The organism is Microcoleus sp. MON1_C5 (assembly GCF_036701875.1).
Taxonomy (GTDB): Bacteria; Cyanobacteriota; Cyanobacteriia; order Cyanobacteriales; family Microcoleaceae; genus Microcoleus.
The window spans coordinates 48,600-66,743 of sequence record NZ_JAUBRN010000015.1 but is presented as its reverse complement, the minus strand read 5'-3'; the positions used below and the strand labels follow the sequence as shown (position 1 = coordinate 66,743).

The 18,144-nt window shown below is 45.3% G+C and carries 15 protein-coding genes; 5 read left to right on the top strand and 10 right to left on the bottom strand.

Going from position 1 to position 18,144, the window contains the following annotated elements; translation table 11 throughout:
- Positions 1–84 precede the first annotated feature (84 nt).
- Positions 85–516 (bottom strand): NfeD family protein, encoded by a 432-nt coding sequence (locus QUA71_RS10170; protein ID WP_333284556.1) that lies wholly within the window; start codon positions 514–516, stop codon positions 85–87.
- Between the two features lie 334 nt (positions 517–850).
- On the opposite strand from QUA71_RS10170, the gene QUA71_RS10165 reads away from it, so the two are divergent.
- On the top strand, positions 851–3,046 hold the full coding sequence (locus QUA71_RS10165; RefSeq protein WP_333284554.1) for a protein phosphatase 2C domain-containing protein: 2,196 nt from the start codon (positions 851–853) through the stop codon (positions 3,044–3,046).
- Between the two features lie 25 nt (positions 3,047–3,071).
- On the opposite strand, the gene QUA71_RS10160 is transcribed toward QUA71_RS10165, so the two are convergent.
- From QUA71_RS10160 to QUA71_RS10145, 4 genes are all read right to left on the bottom strand, one after another.
- Positions 3,072–4,160: an ABC transporter ATP-binding protein gene (locus QUA71_RS10160; protein WP_333284633.1), complete on the bottom strand. Its 1,089-nt coding sequence runs from the start codon at positions 4,158–4,160 to the stop codon at positions 3,072–3,074.
- A 220-nt stretch (positions 4,161–4,380) separates the two neighbouring features.
- Positions 4,381–5,442 carry a spermidine/putrescine ABC transporter substrate-binding protein gene (locus QUA71_RS10155; protein WP_333284552.1) on the bottom strand — a complete coding sequence of 354 codons (1,062 nt, stop codon included), beginning with the start codon at positions 5,440–5,442 and terminating at the stop codon, positions 4,381–4,383.
- Positions 5,443–5,494: 52 nt separating this feature from the next.
- On the bottom strand, positions 5,495–6,352 hold the full coding sequence (locus tag QUA71_RS10150; RefSeq protein ID WP_333284550.1) for an ABC transporter permease: 858 nt from the start codon (positions 6,350–6,352) through the stop codon (positions 5,495–5,497).
- A 72-nt stretch (positions 6,353–6,424) separates the two neighbouring features.
- Positions 6,425–7,273 carry an ABC transporter permease gene (locus tag QUA71_RS10145; protein WP_333284548.1) on the bottom strand — a complete coding sequence of 283 codons (849 nt, stop codon included), beginning with the start codon at positions 7,271–7,273 and terminating at the stop codon, positions 6,425–6,427.
- A 101-nt stretch (positions 7,274–7,374) separates the two neighbouring features.
- Between QUA71_RS10145 and QUA71_RS10140 the strand changes: the two genes are divergently transcribed.
- On the top strand, positions 7,375–8,886 hold the full coding sequence (locus QUA71_RS10140) for an FAD-dependent oxidoreductase (protein WP_333284546.1): 1,512 nt from the start codon (positions 7,375–7,377) through the stop codon (positions 8,884–8,886).
- Positions 8,887–9,126: 240 nt separating this feature from the next.
- Here QUA71_RS10140 and QUA71_RS10135 read toward each other — a convergent pair whose 3' ends face one another.
- On the bottom strand, positions 9,127–9,540 hold the full coding sequence (locus QUA71_RS10135) for a peptide chain release factor 1 (RefSeq protein WP_190663443.1): 414 nt from the start codon (positions 9,538–9,540) through the stop codon (positions 9,127–9,129).
- Positions 9,541–9,705: 165 nt separating this feature from the next.
- Here QUA71_RS10135 and QUA71_RS10130 point away from each other — a divergent pair, with 165 nt between their 5' ends.
- Both QUA71_RS10130 and QUA71_RS10125 read left to right on the top strand, forming a co-directional pair.
- The gene (locus tag QUA71_RS10130) at positions 9,706–9,912 is read left to right on the top strand and encodes a hypothetical protein (RefSeq protein ID WP_333284543.1); all 207 of its coding nucleotides are present in this window, start codon (positions 9,706–9,708) and stop codon (positions 9,910–9,912) included.
- A 238-nt stretch (positions 9,913–10,150) separates the two neighbouring features.
- On the top strand, positions 10,151–10,573 hold the full coding sequence (locus QUA71_RS10125) for a DUF6335 family protein (RefSeq protein ID WP_333284541.1): 423 nt from the start codon (positions 10,151–10,153) through the stop codon (positions 10,571–10,573).
- 93 nt (positions 10,574–10,666) lie between these two features.
- Here the strand turns inward: QUA71_RS10125 and QUA71_RS10120 are convergent, their stop codons facing one another.
- Complete coding sequence (locus QUA71_RS10120) at positions 10,667–10,942, bottom strand: winged helix-turn-helix domain-containing protein (RefSeq protein WP_333284539.1); 276 nt, start codon at positions 10,940–10,942, stop codon at positions 10,667–10,669.
- Between the two features lie 554 nt (positions 10,943–11,496).
- On the opposite strand from QUA71_RS10120, the gene QUA71_RS10115 reads away from it, so the two are divergent.
- On the top strand, positions 11,497–12,198 hold the full coding sequence (locus QUA71_RS10115; RefSeq protein WP_333284537.1) for a DUF4079 domain-containing protein: 702 nt from the start codon (positions 11,497–11,499) through the stop codon (positions 12,196–12,198).
- A gap of 158 nt (positions 12,199–12,356) precedes the next feature.
- Here the strand turns inward: QUA71_RS10115 and QUA71_RS10110 are convergent, their stop codons facing one another.
- From QUA71_RS10110 to QUA71_RS10100, 3 genes are all read right to left on the bottom strand, one after another.
- Positions 12,357–13,235: a sugar ABC transporter permease gene (locus QUA71_RS10110; protein ID WP_333217676.1), complete on the bottom strand. Its 879-nt coding sequence runs from the start codon at positions 13,233–13,235 to the stop codon at positions 12,357–12,359.
- A gap of 308 nt (positions 13,236–13,543) precedes the next feature.
- Positions 13,544–15,007 (bottom strand): CIA30 family protein, encoded by a 1,464-nt coding sequence (locus QUA71_RS10105; protein ID WP_333284535.1) that lies wholly within the window; start codon positions 15,005–15,007, stop codon positions 13,544–13,546.
- Between the two features lie 142 nt (positions 15,008–15,149).
- Positions 15,150–17,672 (bottom strand): ATP-binding protein, encoded by a 2,523-nt coding sequence (locus tag QUA71_RS10100; RefSeq protein WP_333284533.1) that lies wholly within the window; start codon positions 17,670–17,672, stop codon positions 15,150–15,152.
- Between the last annotated feature and the right edge of the window lie 472 nt (positions 17,673–18,144).

Sequence of the window (18,144 nt, the reverse complement as noted above, 5' to 3'; positions counted from 1 at the left end):
TTGACTGTTGACTGTTAAATGTTAAATGTTGACTAAGGACTGATGACTAACTACTAATTGCCTGTGATTAATTACGCATTTTGTTTAAGAATGCAATAAATTTTCTGGCAAAACTATCAGAGTAGTGCCTTTCCGTCCGACGACAATTACGTTTTGGTTGGGGGGGATAGTGGCCTTCGTGTCTTCGCAGCGAGCTTGCCAAGAATTCCCCTCATAAATGACTCGGCCGGCTTCTCCGGGGGGAATTTCTGTCAAAGTTTTGGCTTCCTGAGAATCTGCGATCGCCCTTGCGTTGCCTTTAGGTATCAACCGCCGAGACAGCAGCACAAAAACAGTCGAAAATACCATCCACAGGAATATTTGTAAATTAACGTAAGGTAGAACGAGAGAGCATCCAGCTACGGCGAAGGCGCTCAGTCCCATCATAAAAGCGACAAAAGCAGTCGGGAGAAATAGCTCTGCCAAACACAGCAAAGACCCAGCTAGCAGCCAAAGGAGCGTGGGAGTCCAGATCATAAAAAGAATAGGTGATACTATTTAGATCTTAGATTGGAAATTTAAGATTTAAGAAATGCAAACAACTGACTCTGCAAGGGTTTGCGACTTGCTGGCCCTCTGAGCGATTTTTCGCGCCACGGTATCAGGTTGAGGCTTCTACCGTACTCCAAGTCAGAGTTTAGTAACTTAAATTACAATTTAAGCCGGTGCAGACTGGCAGAAACTACAATTTCTAGGGGCCCAAAGGCAGTTAAGAAATTGATAGGGGCTAAAATCAGTTTATTCTCAAGCTCATGAATTTGAGCTTGCGAATCATATATCTTCAGAATGTTTTTACACAAACTATTTCGATATGATCAGCAGTTTCTCCGAACCCATTTATTGCCCGAATCTTAGCTGTCCAGATCCCCGCAATACCTTTGGCCGCCAGCACTGTGCAGCGTGCGAAACGGATTTAATTTATCGCTATGTGTGGGTGGTGGGGCAAGCAGCCGAGGAAGTGCCGACGGGTAAGGTAATAGCCGATCGATACTTTGTCATTTCACCCCAAATCTGGCTCGACAGCCGTCCAGTTGTGCCTCCGAGCGTCCCGGAACAACTGCCGGATACGATTATGCCTTACCTGCATTTGTATCCCCAACGGCTGCATACCCCGGAAGTATACGGTTTTTGTTCTTTGGGGGAACCATCGGAAGCAACAGAGGTGCTGTTGTTGGAAAATGTGCCCATCAATAATTTCGGTCGCCTGTATCCTTCTATTTTAGAATCGTGGTCTGGGACAAGCGCCGCGCGCCAAGTTTACTGGCTGTGGCAAATGCTCCAAATGTGGGCGCCGCTGTCGGAACAAGGAGTCGCTTCGAGTTTGCTGGTACCGCAAAATTTGCGGGTGGAAGGTTGGCGGGTACGCCTGCTGGAACTGCACCGGGGCAATTTTGTACCGACGCTGCGGGATTTGGGAGATGTGTGGTCAGGTTTGGTGGAATCAGCGCAACCCGAGGTGCAGCCGAAACTCGGAGAGATTTGTCAGTTTATGCGCCGCAGCAGCATGAATTTCGACGCGATCGCCCTGGAACTCAACGATTTACTATTAGAACAAGCCGCTAAATTGCCTCTGCACTTAGAAGTAGTTGGCATGACCGATACCGGGCCGCAGCGCTCCCAAAATGAAGACAGTTGCTATCCGGTTGCTACTGATTTTCAATCTAGCAAAACTTCAGGGAACGACAAACTAATTCCTTACTTGACAATGGTTTGCGACGGGGTTGGAGGCCACGAAGGGGGAGAAGTTGCCAGTCAATTAGCCGTGCAGTCCCTGAAAGCTTTAATCCAAAATTTGCTCGCAGAAATTGCTGAACAAGAAGAGTTGATGACGCCAGCAATGGTCATCAAGCAACTCGAAGAAATAGTGAGAGTTGTGAATAATGTGATTTCCGCTCAAAATAACGAGCAGGGAAAAGAGTTGCGACAGCGGATGGGGACAACTTTGGTGATGGCCCTCCAGTTGCCTCAAAAAGTGAAAATTTCCGAGGATTTGCCCTCGAATAACAGTCACGAACTTTATTTAGTCAATGTTGGAGACAGCCGGGCTTATTGGATTGGTAAAAATTACTGTCACCGGCTGACTGTGGACGACGACGTAGCCTCAAGGGAAGTCCAGCTAGGACACTGTTTATACTGGGAAACTCAACTGCGAGCCGATGCAGGAGCCCTGACTCAAGCTTTGGGCACGCGGGACGCCGATTTCCTGCGCCCGACGATTCAGCGATTTATTGTCGAAGAGGAAGGCTTACTGCTGCTGTGTTCCGACGGTTTGAGCGACAACGACTGGGTAGAGCGCTCTTGGGAGAATTACGGCCCAGAGGTGCTTGAGGGCAAAATGTCTTTGGAAGCCGCGGTTCAGTCTTGGATTCGCCTCGCCAACGAGAAAAACGGTTATGACAACACCTCCGTGGTGGCCACTCACTGTCGGATGTCGCCGGAGAGATTGGTACTGTTTGATCCGGCGGTGGCGTCAGCGCCGGCGTCAGCGCCAGTGTCAGGCTCGGTGTCGCTGCCGCCGTCCCTCCCGCGATCCCTCCAGAAGTCCGGGAGGATTCCTGAATCTCAGCTTTCTGAATCGTCCAAACAGTTGTTGTACCCCGAAACTTCCCCCGCCCCGGAACCAGTTCAAAAACGGCGATCCAAGCTTTCGCTGCCCCTACTGGGGCTGTTGGGGCTGATGTTAGCCTGCGGCGCTTTAGGTTTGTGGGTACGCAGCCTCCTAAGCCCCCAGCCAGAACCCGAACAACTTGCGCCACCGCCGGAAATTCCCGCCCCGAGTCCTTCGGAGATTCCCTCGCCCGGGGCCGAGAGTCCCTCGCCGTCGCCGGAATCGACTCCTTCGGAGATTCCCTCGCCCGGGGCTGAGAGTCCCTTGCCGTCGCCGGAATCGACTCCTTCGGACATTCCCTCGCCCGAGGCCGAGAGTCTCTCGCCGTCGCCGGAATCGACTCCTGGGGAAATTCCGCCGCCCGAAGAAGCGGAAACTCCTCCGCCACCACGCGAGTAAGGGAGATTGAATTAAGCAGAACCTTTCATAAAATGCAGATACTTTCCGGCGGCACGGCCACTCGAACGCTGTCGCCGACTTTGTGTCGCTGCAAGTCATCTCTGTGCAAGTTTTGTCGGCGAAGGGCGATCGAGCTTTTAGCAGTCAACCGCACCGTATAGCGCGTGTCAGTGCCAATATAAATAGCCTCTTCTACTATTCCCGGCCAACTATTTGCAGCATCATAATTAGCCGGGTAAATAGCAGCTTTTTCTGGCCGCAACACCAGGGTGACAATTTTCCCAGCGGGCATATCTTCGGCTGTCGCAACTAACACGGGTAACTGCTGGTCAACCAACACTATTATTTGACCGTTTTGCTTTTCTACTACTTGCCCGCTTAAAAAATTGCTGTCGCCAATAAAATCAGCAACAAACCGCGTTTTCGGATATTCATAAATATCAACAGGCGTCCCGACTTGTTGCAGTTTTCCTCCATCCATAACTGCAATTCTGTCCGACATAGTTAGCGCTTCTTCTTGGTCGTGAGTTACATAAATAAACGTAATTCCCAATTTGCGCTGCATTTTTTTTAATTCTAATTGCATCTCTTTACGCAATTTTAAATCCAGCGCTCCTAGGGGTTCATCTAAAAGCAAAACAGACGGCTGTTTGACTAATGCTCTTGCTAGCGCTACTCGCTGCTGCTGTCCCCCTGACAGTTGGCGGGGATAGCGTTTTTCTACATCGGTTAACTGTACTAATGCTAAGGCTTCCGCAACGCGATCGCGAATTGTTTTCGGAGGCAAATTCTCCATTTCCAACCCAAAAGCGGCATTTTGTGCTACTGTCATGTGCGGAAATAAAGCATAATTTTGAAATACCGTATTCACAGGGCGGTGAAATGGCGGGCGATTTTGCATCGGTTGACCGTGAATGTAAATTTCGCCCGCTGTGGGAATTTCAAAACCCGCTATCATTCGCAAAGTTGTAGTTTTGCCGCAGCCGGAAGGGCCGAGTAAAGAAAAGAATTCTCGATCGTAAATTTGCAGATTAATGTTGTCTACAGCTAAGAAATCTTGACTGCGGACACTTTTAAATACTTTGGAAACGTCTAAAACTTCTACAGCGTGCATTGTGTTAGTATGTATGATTGATAAAAATCTGAGTTCTAGTCCGGTTAAACTGATATATTGCACCATTCTCAATTACTTGTTTAGGAACGGGCAATATGCCCGTTCCACAAGAAATTTATTCTTTGTGGAACAGGCATCTTGCCTGTTCTTGAGAATGGTGCAACTCCAAAACAAGCTAAAAATTAAAGTAAACCAGCCCCGGCAGAAACCTGTTTTATATCTACTTTCCGGCCCCTGCTTTAACTTCCGTCCAAGCTCGATCGTACAATGCAGTTGCTTTCCCGACATCCTGCAATAATTTCATTTTGCCAAACACCTCCGCAGGCGGGTAAATTTGAGGGTTTTTCAAATCGTTCGGGTCGATTAAACCTTGAGCGATTGCTGCTTTGTTGGGCGAGCCGAAGTGGGTAAAATTAGACACTTTAGCGCCTACTTCTGGCTGCAAAATAAAGTTAATAAATTTCTCCGCTAACTCTTTCTGGGGCGCACCTTTGGGAATTGCCATGTTGTCAGAAAAAATGATTGTTCCTTCTTTGGGAATAGCGTAACGGATATTAGGATTTTCTGTCATCACTTGGAAAATATCGCCGCTCCATTCCATTGTCAAATTTACTTCTCCTTGATCTAGCATATTTTGCCCCGTGTCGGGGACAAAAGCTGCAATGATATTTTTACTTTTAAGCAGCAAATCGCGGGCTTTGTTAATCTCTTCGGGATTGGTTGTATTTGGATCAAATCCTAAATACATTAAAACTCCTGCAAATGTGTATCTGGCGTCGTCTTGCCACGCCACTTTTCCGGTATATTTCGGATCGAACATCGCCGCCCAACTGTTGATATCGCCCGTGGTTGCTTTCACGTTGTAGCCAATTCCCATCGTTCCCCACTGGTAGGGCAGGGAATATTTATTCCCCGGGTCAAAAGCTTGATTGATAAACTTAGGTTCTAGGTTTTTTTGGTTGGGAATATTGTTTAAATTCAGAGGCTCAATTAAATTTTCTGCGATCATGATTTTCACCATGTAATCGGCGGGAAATATTAAGTCGTAACCCGGGTTTCCCTGTTTTAGTTTGGCATAGAGTGCGTCGCTGTTCTCGAAAGTGTCGTATTGAATTTTAACATTGTTCACTTTCTCGAATTGGGCGATCGCTTCTGGGGCGATATAACTTGCATAATTGTAAATGCTGAGCACTTGCTGCTGGTTGCCACCTGTGGGGCTACAGCCGAAAGCCACCGTTGCACTCATCACAAACAAAAGTAGGAAAGTCAGCAGGCGTTTCATAGGTTGTGTTAGTTGCAGACGAAAATAATTATGACACAGAAAAGTAAATTTTTTAAGTTTTCTGAACCTTTAACGATGATAAAACCAGCAATAAGGAAGCGAACAACATCAAAGTTGAAATGGCATTAATCGCGGGCGTCACTGCAAATTTTATCATGCCGTAAACAAATAGCGGCAGCGTCACTGAACCGACGCCGGTGGTAAAGAATGTCACGACAAAATCGTCCAGCGACAGAGTAAAAGCCAGCAGTGCCGCGCTGAAAATAGCGGGCCAAATTAGGGGGAGAGTGATTCGCCAAAAAGTCCGCCATTCGTTAGCGCCCAAGTCAAAAGCCGCTTGTTCTAATATCGGATCTAGTTCCGCCAAACGCGCCCTGACAGTAATAGTCACAAAGGAAATATTAAAGACAACGTGGCCGATAATTACAGTAGGTAAGCCGAGATTGAGGCGAATTCCCGTGAGATTTTCTACGATCCGAAATACTAGGGTAAAGAAAACTAGCAGCGAAATGCCGATCGTAATTTCGGGCATAATAATGGGCAAAAACAGTAAAGCTTCTACTGCTTTGCGCCCCGGGAAATGAAAGCGTTCCAGCGCTAGCGCCATCGTTGTACCAAAAACGGTTGCTAACACAGTCGAAATAGCTGCAATTAGCAAGCTGTTGTTGAGTGCTGTCCAGATTCCGGCGCTGCTACTCGTCGCAATCGTCGCGCCTGCATTGCTAAACAAACTGCGGTACCAGTCGAGGGTAAAGCCGCGCCAAACGGCATTGAATCTGGAGGCGTTAAAGGAGTAAATAATTAAGATGAGAATTGGCAAGTAAAGAAAGGCTAATGCTAGTACAGCTTGTACCAAAAGCCACTTTTTGCCGATCGTCCGCACGAGTAAATCTAGTTTTGTTTTAGTCATTAGTCAGTAGTCATTAATCATGAGCGCATCTTAACCTAAACGCAGGGTGCAACGATTCGTGTATACCTTACCTTATTGAGTTTCATCAGATACGCGGAAGTAAATTAAAACCGGAATCAATATGATTACAGTCAACAGCATAGAAAGCGCCGACCCAAAAGGCCAATCGCGGGCTTTCATAAACTGATTTTGAATCAAATTTCCCACCATAACTGTTTTTGACCCCCCTAATATATCCGGTGTAATGAAAGCGCCGACTGCGGGAACAAAAACTAAAATAGAGCCTGCAACAATGCCGCGACTTGTTAATGGTAAAAATACGCGCCAAAAAGTACGAATGTCATTTGCCCCTAAATCGTGAGCGGCTTCAACCAATGAAAAGTTGAAGCGCTCTATGCTAGAATATAAAGGCAGAACCATGAAAGGTAAATAGCCGTAAATAAGACCGATCGCCACAGCGAAAGGCGTAAAAAGCAAGTTTAACGGTTCGCTAATAATTAGCAGGCTTTGCAAGGCTGTGTTAACTACTCCTTCGCTACGTAGGAGTATGATCCAGGCGTAGGTTCTCACTAAAAAATTAGTCCAAAATGGAATAATTACCAACAAAAGCAAAGCATTTCGCCAGCGGGGAGAACGGGTGGCTATGAAGAATGCGAGGGGATAGCCAGCTAATAAGCAAGCGACTGTTGTCAGAAAAGCCAGCCAGAGCGATCGCCCAATTACTCCTAAGAAAAGTCCGCTGAACAAACGCTGGTAGTTGCTGAGAGTAAATATCCAAGTAACGCCACCGTATGTACCGCGTTCTAAGAAACTGTACAAAAGTACAATTAGCACGGGCAAAATGAAGAAAACCATCAGCCAGGCCGTAGCGGGAAATAAGAGCAGCAACAGGTTAGTCTGCTGGCGGTTTTTTACACTCATTATTCACTCAAGCGAAATTTAGCACATAATTCAACACATTTTATATCAAATCCGGATTTTATGAATTATGTCATCATTAATAAATTATCAAGAGGTACGCAATGTCAGCAGAATCGTCAACCCCAAAAATAGTCGTCGTCGGTGCAGGATGGGCCGGTTTAGGCGCTACCTATCACCTAGCCCAGCAAGGCTATGACGTAACTTTGTTAGAAGCCGGCCCTTATCCGGGTGGGTTAGTTGCAGGGTGGAAAACCGCCGGCGGCCGTTCCGTAGAAGCAGGCATTCATGGCTTCTGGTATCCCTACAAAAATATCTTTTCCTTAGTCAAGCAATTAGGACTCGATCCCTTCACCCCTTGGACTCGTTCTTGTCAGTATTCACCGGCCGGGTTGGAAGTAGAATCGCCGATTTTCCAGGATGAACCGCGACTTCCCACACCGTTAGGAACCTTTCTTTACACCCGATTTAAAAGACTGCCATTAGTCGATCGGCTTTCAGCCTTGCCCTTACTCTACGCCGTCCTAGATTTCGACAATTCCGACGAAGCGTGGCGCAGGTACGATCGCGTCACAGCCCGCGAACTATTCAAACAGTTTGGCGTTTCTGCAAGACTGTACCGCGATGCTTTTGAACCGATGTTATTAGTAGGTTTATTTGCACCAGGAGAACAATGTTCTGCTGCCGCAGCTTTGGGAATGCTTTATTATTTCATCTTAGCACACCAACCGGATTTTGATGTAGTTTGGTGTCGCGGAACAGTCGGAGAAAAAATCTTTCGCCCGTGGGTCGAACGCCTGGAAAAACTCGGCGCAAAAGTATTGACAAAGCAGCGAGTTAGTGATTTAAGAGTTGACAGCAACAACCGAGCAACAGGCGTTGTTTGCGGCGAAGAAACCTTCGATGCAGATGCAGTTATTTTTGCAGTTGGGGTCACGGGAATGCAAAAAATTATCAGCAGCAGCCCAGCTTTGCAAAGCCGCCAAGAGTTTCGGGACGCGATGAATCTGGGTGCAGTTGACGTGTTAGCTGTTCGCCTCTGGTTTGACAGGAAAATTGACATCCCGCTGCCTTCTAATGCCTGTTTTGGGTTTAGTTCAACTACGGGTTGGACGTTTTTTGATTTGAATGCTTTGCACGACGAATTTCGAGATGAACCTGGAACAGTTGTCGAAGCTGACTTTTATCACGCAAATCAATTAATTCCCCTCAAAGATGAGGAAATTGTTTCCTTTGTTCAGCGGGATTTAGCGACTTGCATTCCGGCTTTTCGGGAGGCAAAAGTAATTGACAGCAGCGCGATTCGGCTGTCGCGGGCGGTGACGCATTTTGCCCCTGGTAGCTATCAGTATTTGTTGCCGGCGGTAACAAGTTATGATAATGTATTGATGAGCGGCGATTGGGTTGTGACCCGTCACGGTTCTTGGTCGCAGGAAAAGGCTTATGTTACTGGTTTGGAGGCGGCAAATTTGGTAATTTCGCGTTTCGGAATCGGAAACAAAGCGGCAATTATTCCCGTGGAAGCTGACGAACCGCACATTCAAATCGGGAGAAAGATTAATCAGTTTACTCGCAGTTTGACTAAAACATTCATTCCCGATTTTTGGCTGCCATAAGAAGAAGGAAGTTCGGCAACGGATTCTGTAACGGATTTAACGGATGGAAGAAAGAAGGAAGAAGGAATTTCTTGCTTGAAGCGGTAAGGTGCGCTTAGCGCACCCTACATATAGACTAATAACCAACGACCAATGACTAATGATACTATATTCACAAAAAAATGCAACTGTAGACAAGCTCGAAATTGGAATTTTCATCAGTCATTGCCAATCTAAAATCTAAAATCTAAAATGGCCTGACTATCGCCAATAAGGCCTGCCCTTCCAAAAAACTCCCACCATAATTCCTATTAGTGCAGTTTCTGATAAACTTGCTAAAGAAGCAGGTATGGGTAGGAATGATTTTAAAACCAAACCCAAGAGCAGGCACAAAACTAAAACCCACAAACTAATTCGGTTGAGCAAAAATTGTTGTTGCCAATACTCTAAAAAGTACACTGCTAAAGCTCCCATTCCCACTGCTGCTGCAAAAGGTATCAATATCCCGAGGGAGGAACCGTAGAGAAGCGTCAACCCGTTGCGGATTGCCCGCGATTGCGTGAAACCCCAGGCTAAAAATAGCTCTAGTCCAATCACGATTGAGTTGACGAGGGCGGCAATTTGCAGCATTTCTCGCCAAGGTAAAAGTTTTAAGCGCCGCAGAAAATTACTCACGATCGGCAGATTAGGTAGGTTGCTTTGATTTTATAACAGTTTTGCCCTGGCGATCGACCTTTGAAACCAGTTTGTAAAGTAAAATAAACATAGAGGGCAGTCTCTTGACAAATTAACCCAGAGCATCTGCCTGCTAGTTGTTGGAACCGTGAAAGGAAAAAAGTTATGGTGGAGAACACTGTCGATTGTGCTGTAGCTTGCGTCAATGGCTGCGTTCTGGGCGACAAGTGCCCGAAGCGGGAATACGCAGAAGCAACGTCCAACTTTATTGAAAATACTTCTCTGGATAAATTGCTAGAAATAGCAGAGGAAGCGGTGAGAAGGAAACGGACGGAACCCCCGAAATGGATAATTCCTGATTTTCCCGAATAGAATTAGCCTCCTAATTAAAAAGCGATCGCCCGTTTCAAAAGGGCGATCGCTTTTTGTATTCCCAATGAAATAGCTGAGCCGAATCCATATATTTCCTGGGATAGAAGCTAAAAGCTTAAATAGGAATTATTATACCACTTAATTATAGCCATCGGCAATTACTAAAAACAATTCAGTTAAAGCCAAATTCGGACATTTTTAATTTAATTGAGTTCAAAAACAAACAGGAGCAAGTATCGTGGCACAGCAAAAGAAAAGCAACGCAAAAACAACAACAGAACGCGATAATTTAGGCGAATTGCCTCAAGAAATTACCGAATCTTACGGTACCGGCGTCATCGATCAACCGGGGGTGAGCCAAGACGACATAACAACCCTGCAGGACAGCAGTTCGGACTACTCTTCCAGCAGTTCCCAAATCGGCGGCGAGGATGGCGATCCGGCTGCGGAACAAGAAAGTGCCACTGGCGAGCAATCGGTGGGCGGAACCGCACCTACTCCCGACCTGGATATGGTTGACGAACTGGGAGCCGCTGCGGGCATAGAAATGCCCGATGGCGCTATTTTGAACACAACAAATATGCTTGAACATCGAGATGAAAGTCGCTGGGAATTAGACCCTAGTTCTGCGGAAGATTATCAAGAACGACCGGATTTCTAGGTCTATTTTTTACAAAAGAATAGGTAGTATAATAGGAGCGGGTTCACCAGTATCCATACTTTATCTGCGAAGTATCTGTAAATCCGCCCCTCATCACTTTTGCTCTCGCAACACGTATCTAACTCCCCCAACACTAGGCAGCAGGCGTTTGGAGTTACTTGCTTCTAATTTAATCCGTAACGCACGAATATACACTTCAATAATGTTTGACTCGCCCATAAAATCGTAACCCCAAACTTTTTCTAAGATTCGGTCGCGACTAATAACTTGACAGAGATTTCGCAGCATAAAATCTAGCAAATCAAACTTTTTTGTACTGAGTTCAATTAGTTGATTGCCTCGATAAACTTCACGGGTTAAACCGTTCAAGGTTACGTCTTCAAATTGTAGCTAATATGGGTCATTTCCTTGATTTCGGCGCAGATGTGCTTTCATTCTCGCGAGAAGTTCTTCCATACTGAAAGGCTGAGTAACATAGAGGTTCAAAGTGATGCAGGGAATTAGTCGCTAACCGCCACTGACATTACCGCGAGCAGTTTTCATTTGCCTGAGAACAAGGTAATTGTAATTGCGTAATTGCGTAATTGAGAAAGCTGTACCTCACCCAATAGACAACTGCTATAGCAATCTTAAATGAGTCGTAAATTTTTTACCCCACCCCAACCCTCCCCTTATCAAGGGGAGGGAGTAAGAAATTCACAAATGATTTAGGATGGCTATATATCTTCTGATTTATCAAGATTTCCGGTGAGTTACCCTTCATAAAGCGTGGTTGCAGTCAGGAATTTAGCCCTCTATATGCGGGTGAATAATCACTATTAGTCCTGACTGCAAACTTACTGTGCTTAGATCGCCGGGTATGATATTATGTATCGCAAAAACCGGGTTGATAAAGCCAACCCTCTTCAACAAAAAGGTTATCTATGGAATTTAAAGATTTTCTGGCTTTGCTGCATCCTATTTTAGCTGTAGCGATTGTTTTTCCTATGGTTGGTATTGTTCTCAATATGGGGTGGCAAACCATGCAGCGTCGGAAGCAAATTGCGATCGACACCAAGAGCAAAATTCCACCTGTAGTCGGCCCCGAACACGTCAAAGCAGGTCGAATTCTGTCAGGTTCTGTGGTAGGAGTGACGTTGTTGGGTCTAGCCTACCCGATTTTTGAGCATATTTGGAGCAAGGATGTTTGGAGCAAAAACTCCTTTCAGGTCATTTTCATTGTGCTGATGTTTGTTGCAACAATCGCCTCTTTGGTCATGCTATATCGAGCGACACCCGCTTTATGGCGCGGCCTATTTGCCACCCTAACAGGTACTGGTTTGGTGATTCTTGGCACTCAAGATGGCGTTTATCGGCGAACCAATGAATGGTATTGGTCTCACTACTACATTGGCATCACGGCTGCGCTAATTATGGTTTTTTCCCTAGCCATCATTGAAGACATTTACAAAGACCGCTCAAATCGCTGGCGCACTATCCATGTCATCTTGAGCTCGATCGCCGTGCTGCTCTTTCTGGGAGGGGGAATGACCGGAAGCAGGGATTTATTAGAAATTCCTCTGAACTGGCAGAAACCCTATATTTATAGCTGTGATTTCACCAATAAGACCTGTCCAAAGCCGTGAGCGATCGCATTACTTCGAGATTCCAGTCTAAAATTAGTAGAAATTAGACCAATAAACCGGGTTTCTGAATGTAACAAAATCCTGGGAATCACAGGAATGAGAACGAGAAACCAACCTTATGAGGCCCGGAGTGCGTCAGTTCTAATCCGTCATAAATCTTAATCATTGCGAGTCAAACCCTGAAGGCTAACTTGCAAAATCGACAAACCCAAAATTAGCAAAAACAAAACCAGCCCGATCGTACAAGCATAGCCAATTTCCAAATCATTAAAAGCCCGTTCGTAAAGATAATAAACAACAGTCTTAGAACTATTGCGAGGCCCGCCCTGAGTCATAATATAAACTTCTTCAAAAACCTTAGTAGCAGAAATCGCAGAAATCACCGCAACTAAAACTAAATAAGGCTTCATCAGCGGCACAGTAATATCCCAGTGCTTTCCCAAACCCTCAGAACCATCAATAGCAGCCGCCTCATAAAGTTCTGCCGGAATAGCTTGCAGCCCTGCCAAATAAATCACCATGTAATAACCCAATCCTTTCCAGATAGTAACCGCCATGACGCTAAAGATTGCTAACTTCGGATTAGCCAACCAAGAAACAGGAGGTAAACCCAACAATTCCCCCAACTGATTCAGCAGTCCAGTCTCAGCAAACAGCCACTTCCAAGCAATCCCGGCGACAACCATGGAAATCACCGCCGGCGTGTAGTAGGCTGCTCGAAACCAGTTCATCCCCTTAAGTTTTTGGTTGCACAAAATCGCCATTCCCAACGGTAGAACAACCAATACAGGCACAACGCAAGCGAGATAAAGCAGCGTATTCGTCAAAGTTTGCCAGAATGTGCGATCGCCCCACAACCTGTTAAAATTCTTTAAACCCACCCACTGCGGCATTTGAGTTAAATCATATTCGTAGTTGGTAAAACTCAAATAAAAAGCTTGCACCGCCGGCCATAAAACAGTCAAGCTCAAAATAAATAAAGCCGGCAGCAAAAACAAATAAGGCGTCAAGGAGCGTCGGGAAAAAGTCACAGACATAAATTAGTTATTAGTTATTGGTGATTAATTATTGGTAATTGTTTTACTCATCATACCAAATCCAGTTACACCGGAATGATTAAACCGCGAAGACGCCGAGAGCGCGAAGGAAGAACTGCATCTTCTTCTTTCTATTCCTTCGCGTCCTTTGCGTCTTCGCGGTTCATTTAATCTTACTCAATCTTAATTGTCACATGGCATTTCTCAAATAAATGAGGTATGCTGACAGGCGCGAGCCTTTTTCTCAATTAGCAATTACCAATTACCAATCACCAAGCCTACCTCATTTTATTAAGAAGTGGGATATGTTATTTAACTCCCGAAAACCAAGCCTGCCAGTCTCCGGGAGAACTGGCATTTTCCCCCTCTTTCACCTCAAAAGTAACGTTGCAAGCTTGAGGTTGTTCCAAAGCCTCCACGCACAATTCTGCAATATCTTCCCGACTGACTTTGCCCCTAATATTGTCTCCTTGCTCAAATATTAAAGCTTTGCCTCCCGGTTCTTCAGTCAAAGCGCAGGGTCTGACAATAGTATAAGGTATGCGGCTCGATCGCACACAATCTTCCCCTTTCAACTTCCAAGTCAAAATCCCCCCCAACATATCATTCATCCTGACTGCCGGCGGTTCTTCTTCCAAGTTAATTCCCGGGCGGCCCGGGCGGGTAACTCCTGCCGAACTCACCATCACAAATCGCGGCAAAGTCTGTCCCCCATCAGCTTTAAGAGATTCTAACTCCAGTTGAAAAATACCCGGTGTAAATTTCGGGTTGAGCGCGCCGTCATATTCAAACTTGCTCAACATTAACTGAAAAGAAAAAATACTGCTGCCATCAAATTTAGAGCCATCCTTAACAGTTTTCGCGCGGAATACTGGGATTAACTCATCAAAAGGAACGGTGATAGTAATCCAGGTATTGTAAACAGTATCAAACGAATAGCAATAGCCAATTCCATCCCATTTAGCTTCGTTGCGAACAATCAATTTGTAGCGCTTGCCGTCGCCTTTGACACGCAGTTGGAGGCCGCTAAATCCTGCGAGATTGAGCGGAGTATCGAAGTTGCGGGTACGCACCGAAGCAAAGCCGCCCGAGTTGGCAGTAGAAACATTGCCTGTGAATATAGCTGTATTGTCTGTCAGCCGGATCGAACTTTCGCTGGTGCCACCCATCACGATGTCGTCGAGCGCACCCCAAGTTTCTTTTAAATCTTGGCTGGGTTTTGTGAAGTCAAAAATTGTTTTTTCGCCTGCTTGAATTAGCTGGCGGCGAACAGCTTGCACTAAATTATTGATGCCTTTGTATTCCACGATTTCGGGAACATCGACCACTTCCGGCATATAAAATTTGATGCCTTGATAGTATTTTTCCCTGGTTGGGGTGTCTCCTTCTACCGGTTGAACTTTGGTGCCGGTGCAGCAGATAACTGCTTCTATGCCCTCGGTTACTAACGGTGTTAGGGTTTCTGGCAGAGTGATATCTCCTTCGACTAATTCGACATTTTGGCCGAGAATTTCTGTTGCTCTTTTGGTATCTCTGACGAGGGCTCGCACTCTATATCCCCGCTGTTGCAGCCGCTTGACAACTCGCTTCCCGACGCCGCCGGTAGCACCGGCTACCAGTACCAGTTTGGGTTGGTCTTTTTTACTGTTGCTGCTGCTTCCAAAGAGTTGTTGCAGCCAGCTAATGCTGCCAATGAAGGGAATGACGCCGAAATAAGCCAAGGTTTTGAGAAACCGGCCGGCATCCCATTGGGCGGTATTTTTTTCAGTCACAGTCGCTTCCTCAGAATTGGCTCAAATCTACTTAGCTACTTTTGTATTTTAATTGAATTTTCGATTTTTGAATTTGGGCGATTCGCTACCCTTCCCCGAAGGCGCGCGCCTTCGGGATAGCTTCGCTAGCGCGGACTTTTTTTCACTTGACAATGGGTGTGGGATGAGTTTGGCTCAAGGGAATCTCAATAATCAACTCGGTTCCCTCTCCGGGGGCTGAAATGCAAGTTAATTTGCCCCCGTGTTGTTCTACCGCAATTTCGTGGCTAATCGCCAAACCTATCCCCGCACCTTTGCCCACCTGTTTTGTGGTAAAAAACGGCTCAAAAATTTTCTGGCGAACTTTTTGTTCCATGCCCCAACCGTTGTCCTTGATCCGAACTGCTACGGCTTTTTCTCCCGGACAAATTTCAGTCACAATCCGAATTTGTCCGCACTTGAGTGACTCTTCTTCGCCGCCGCAGTGCGACGATAAATTATTGTTGACAAAGGCATCTTCGAGAGCATCAATTGCATTTGTCAGTACATTCATAAATACTTGGTTGATTTGAACTGCGTAACACTCAACCAAAGGCAAAGAGCCATATTCTTTGATGAGATGAATTGCTGGGCGATCGGGCTTCGGTTTGAGTCTGTTGCTCAAAATCAGCAAAGCGCTGTCCAATCCGTCGTGAATGTCAACTGGTTTAATCTCTGCTTCGTCAATTCTAGAGAAGTTTCGCAGCGACTGAACTATCTCGCGGATGCGGTTAGCTCCTACTTTCATTGAACCCAGCAACTTCGGTAAGTCTTCAACTATAAACTCTAATTCTACTGCTTCAATTTGTGCTTGAATTTCTGGCGAAGGCGACGGATATTGCTGCTCGTAAAGCTGCAATAACTCGATCATTTTTTGACTGTATTCGTTGGCATAGCTAAGATTTCCGTAGATGAAGTTAATCGGGTTAGTGACTTCATAAGCTACCGCCGCCACCAACTGTCCCAAACTTGACATTCTTTCGCTTTGCACCAACTGAGTTTGCGCCCGCTTAAGCTCGGACATCGCTGTTTTTAAATTAGCAGTTTTTTCGCGTTCTCTGGCGACGGATGCTTCTAGTGCTGTATTTAATTTTTCTAGTTTCTCGACTTGGCAAAGCACTATATTAATCATTGCTTTTTTCAGTTCCAATGCAGCGTCTATTTCGCATTGTTTCCAAGGCAACGATTTGTACCTCACATTTTCTTTCCACAGCTCGAAGGATTTCCTAGGAGACAGTCGAGCGTTGCCATCTTCATCGGTTTCAACTGGTTTGTTAGGGTTGCCCGCCCAATTTACGGTCTTAATTACTTCCGGGCGAAACCACAAAACGTATATTTTCTGAGTCGGCGATATTGCTATGGCCAAACACCCGCTGGCCGTGTCTTTAAATTCCTCAGCTTCTGGATAGCATTTGATCAGCGAGTCAGTATAAAAAATTTCTTTTTTTAGGTTATTTTGCACCCACTGAGTTAAGTATTTGAGCGCTTCTCCCTGAGGTGTTTGCCCGACTAGATAGCAATTGTCTCCAAATACTATTGCGGCTCCTTGGGCGTTGACTGCTTCTAGCAAATTATTCTGACATTTAACTAACACTTGTGACAAGTTTTCAGACGTGGAGATGTCTTCAAAAATCTTAGTTTGAATGGATTTTAAGTGCAGTTTGTAATCATAGTCTTCGTTTCCTTCTTTTGATTGCAGTTCTAAGGACATTACTTGCCCGATAAATTCGCAGGCGGCGCGCAATTCATAGTTGAGGTATTTTGGTGTATAGTTATGGCAAGCAATCAATCCCCACAGCTTTTGGTCTTTGATTAAAGAAATTGACATCGAAGCTGCAACGCCCATATTCTGCAGGTATTCTATGTGAATGGGAGAAACGCTTCTCAACACGGTGAAACTGAGGTCTAGGGGCTGGAGGGAAGCCGCATTCTTGCCTGAAACAAGGGGGACTGGTTGATAATTAATATCTGGGATTAACCTCAACCAATTTAACGAATACAGTTTTCTGGCTTGTTTGGGAATATCTGAGCTGGGGTAGTTTAATCCTAAAAAAGGACTCAGCTTTTCTGCTTTAGCTTCAGCGATCACAGCGCCGTTGCCTTCGGGGTCAAATTGATAGACCATAACTCTATCAAACCCCGATATTTTCCTAATTTCTTCTACAGTTAGTTGACATAATTCCTTGAGATTGGGGGCGCTTTGAATTTTGCTGACAGTCGCTCTCACTGAATTATAAAAGCTAAAAACCGAAAGATTTTCTGGGCTGGTGGCTAATTCTAACTCGACCATCAAAACTTCTTCTTCTCGGTGAAGAATGCAGTCAAATTCTAAATATTTACCTGCTTTTTCAACAGTGAGTTTAATGGGATTGACGGTTTTTAAGTTTTCCTTCCGCAAACAGGTCTTGAGTTTTTCTAGTTGAATTTTATCGAAAAATAAGCTTAAATCTTGACCGATCGCACTTTCTGCATCAATTCCTAACAAATCTTGCGTATTTTTGCTGGCTTGCACTATTTGTAGTTCAGGTTCTCGTACCACAAGGAGCACCCCGTGTGGCTGAATGTGCCCCGATAGGTGAATGGGTTCTCTGTCGCAGTTTGTCAAGTCAACTTCTTCGAGTGCGGTAATTGTGATTTGTTGATCCATTTGCTTTGCCTTCCGCTGTATAATTTCGAGAGGGTTCTAATGATTTGAAATTTGAGAGCAAATTGGCTTTTTTATAATAATCTCATATTGTTCGATCGCATAACGGCTCGATCCTGGGACGGACACTGAGAATCAATCATCCGATACTCAGCCAAAAATGATTTAGTCGAAAACCAGCCTGCAGTATGTGTTGCTGTTAGACCAGCCTCAGCCTTCTAGAAATTTTACCGACTTGGCTCTTCTATACTATCGCTTCCCGATGTTAATTATCACAGCAATTTTTGCCATTCTTCAAGTATGTTTAATAATTTCCCAAAACTTTAATATTTGTGGTAAAATTTTGCCTGCTGGAAAAGCGGGAGAGAAATGCGTCTCCAGAGCGGCCTACTTACTGAAATATTAAGTTAAGGTAAGGGTGACAAGATCTGAAAGTCAAGTCACGCTAAGCTCTTTAAGTATATCCAACAGGCCC

Bases quoted from the DNA above. Each gene is read 5' to 3' on its own strand.
- QUA71_RS10115 (WP_333284537.1), top strand. From the start codon at position 11,497: ATGGAATTTAAAGATTTTCTGGCTTTGCTGCATCCTATTTTAGCTGTA.
- QUA71_RS10130 (WP_333284543.1), top strand. From the start codon at position 9,706: ATGGTGGAGAACACTGTCGATTGTGCTGTAGCTTGCGTCAATGGCTGC.
- QUA71_RS10165 (WP_333284554.1), top strand. From the start codon at position 851: ATGATCAGCAGTTTCTCCGAACCCATTTATTGCCCGAATCTTAGCTGT.
- QUA71_RS10145 (WP_333284548.1), bottom strand. From the start codon at position 7,273: ATGAGTGTAAAAAACCGCCAGCAGACTAACCTGTTGCTGCTCTTATTT.
- QUA71_RS10160 (WP_333284633.1), bottom strand. From the start codon at position 4,160: ATGCACGCTGTAGAAGTTTTAGACGTTTCCAAAGTATTTAAAAGTGTC.
- QUA71_RS10110 (WP_333217676.1), bottom strand. From the start codon at position 13,235: ATGTCTGTGACTTTTTCCCGACGCTCCTTGACGCCTTATTTGTTTTTG.
- QUA71_RS10170 (WP_333284556.1), bottom strand. From the start codon at position 516: ATGATCTGGACTCCCACGCTCCTTTGGCTGCTAGCTGGGTCTTTGCTG.
- QUA71_RS10150 (WP_333284550.1), bottom strand. From the start codon at position 6,352: ATGACTAAAACAAAACTAGATTTACTCGTGCGGACGATCGGCAAAAAG.
- QUA71_RS10140 (WP_333284546.1), top strand. From the start codon at position 7,375: ATGTCAGCAGAATCGTCAACCCCAAAAATAGTCGTCGTCGGTGCAGGA.
- QUA71_RS10100 (WP_333284533.1), bottom strand. From the start codon at position 17,672: ATGGATCAACAAATCACAATTACCGCACTCGAAGAAGTTGACTTGACA.
- QUA71_RS10155 (WP_333284552.1), bottom strand. From the start codon at position 5,442: ATGAAACGCCTGCTGACTTTCCTACTTTTGTTTGTGATGAGTGCAACG.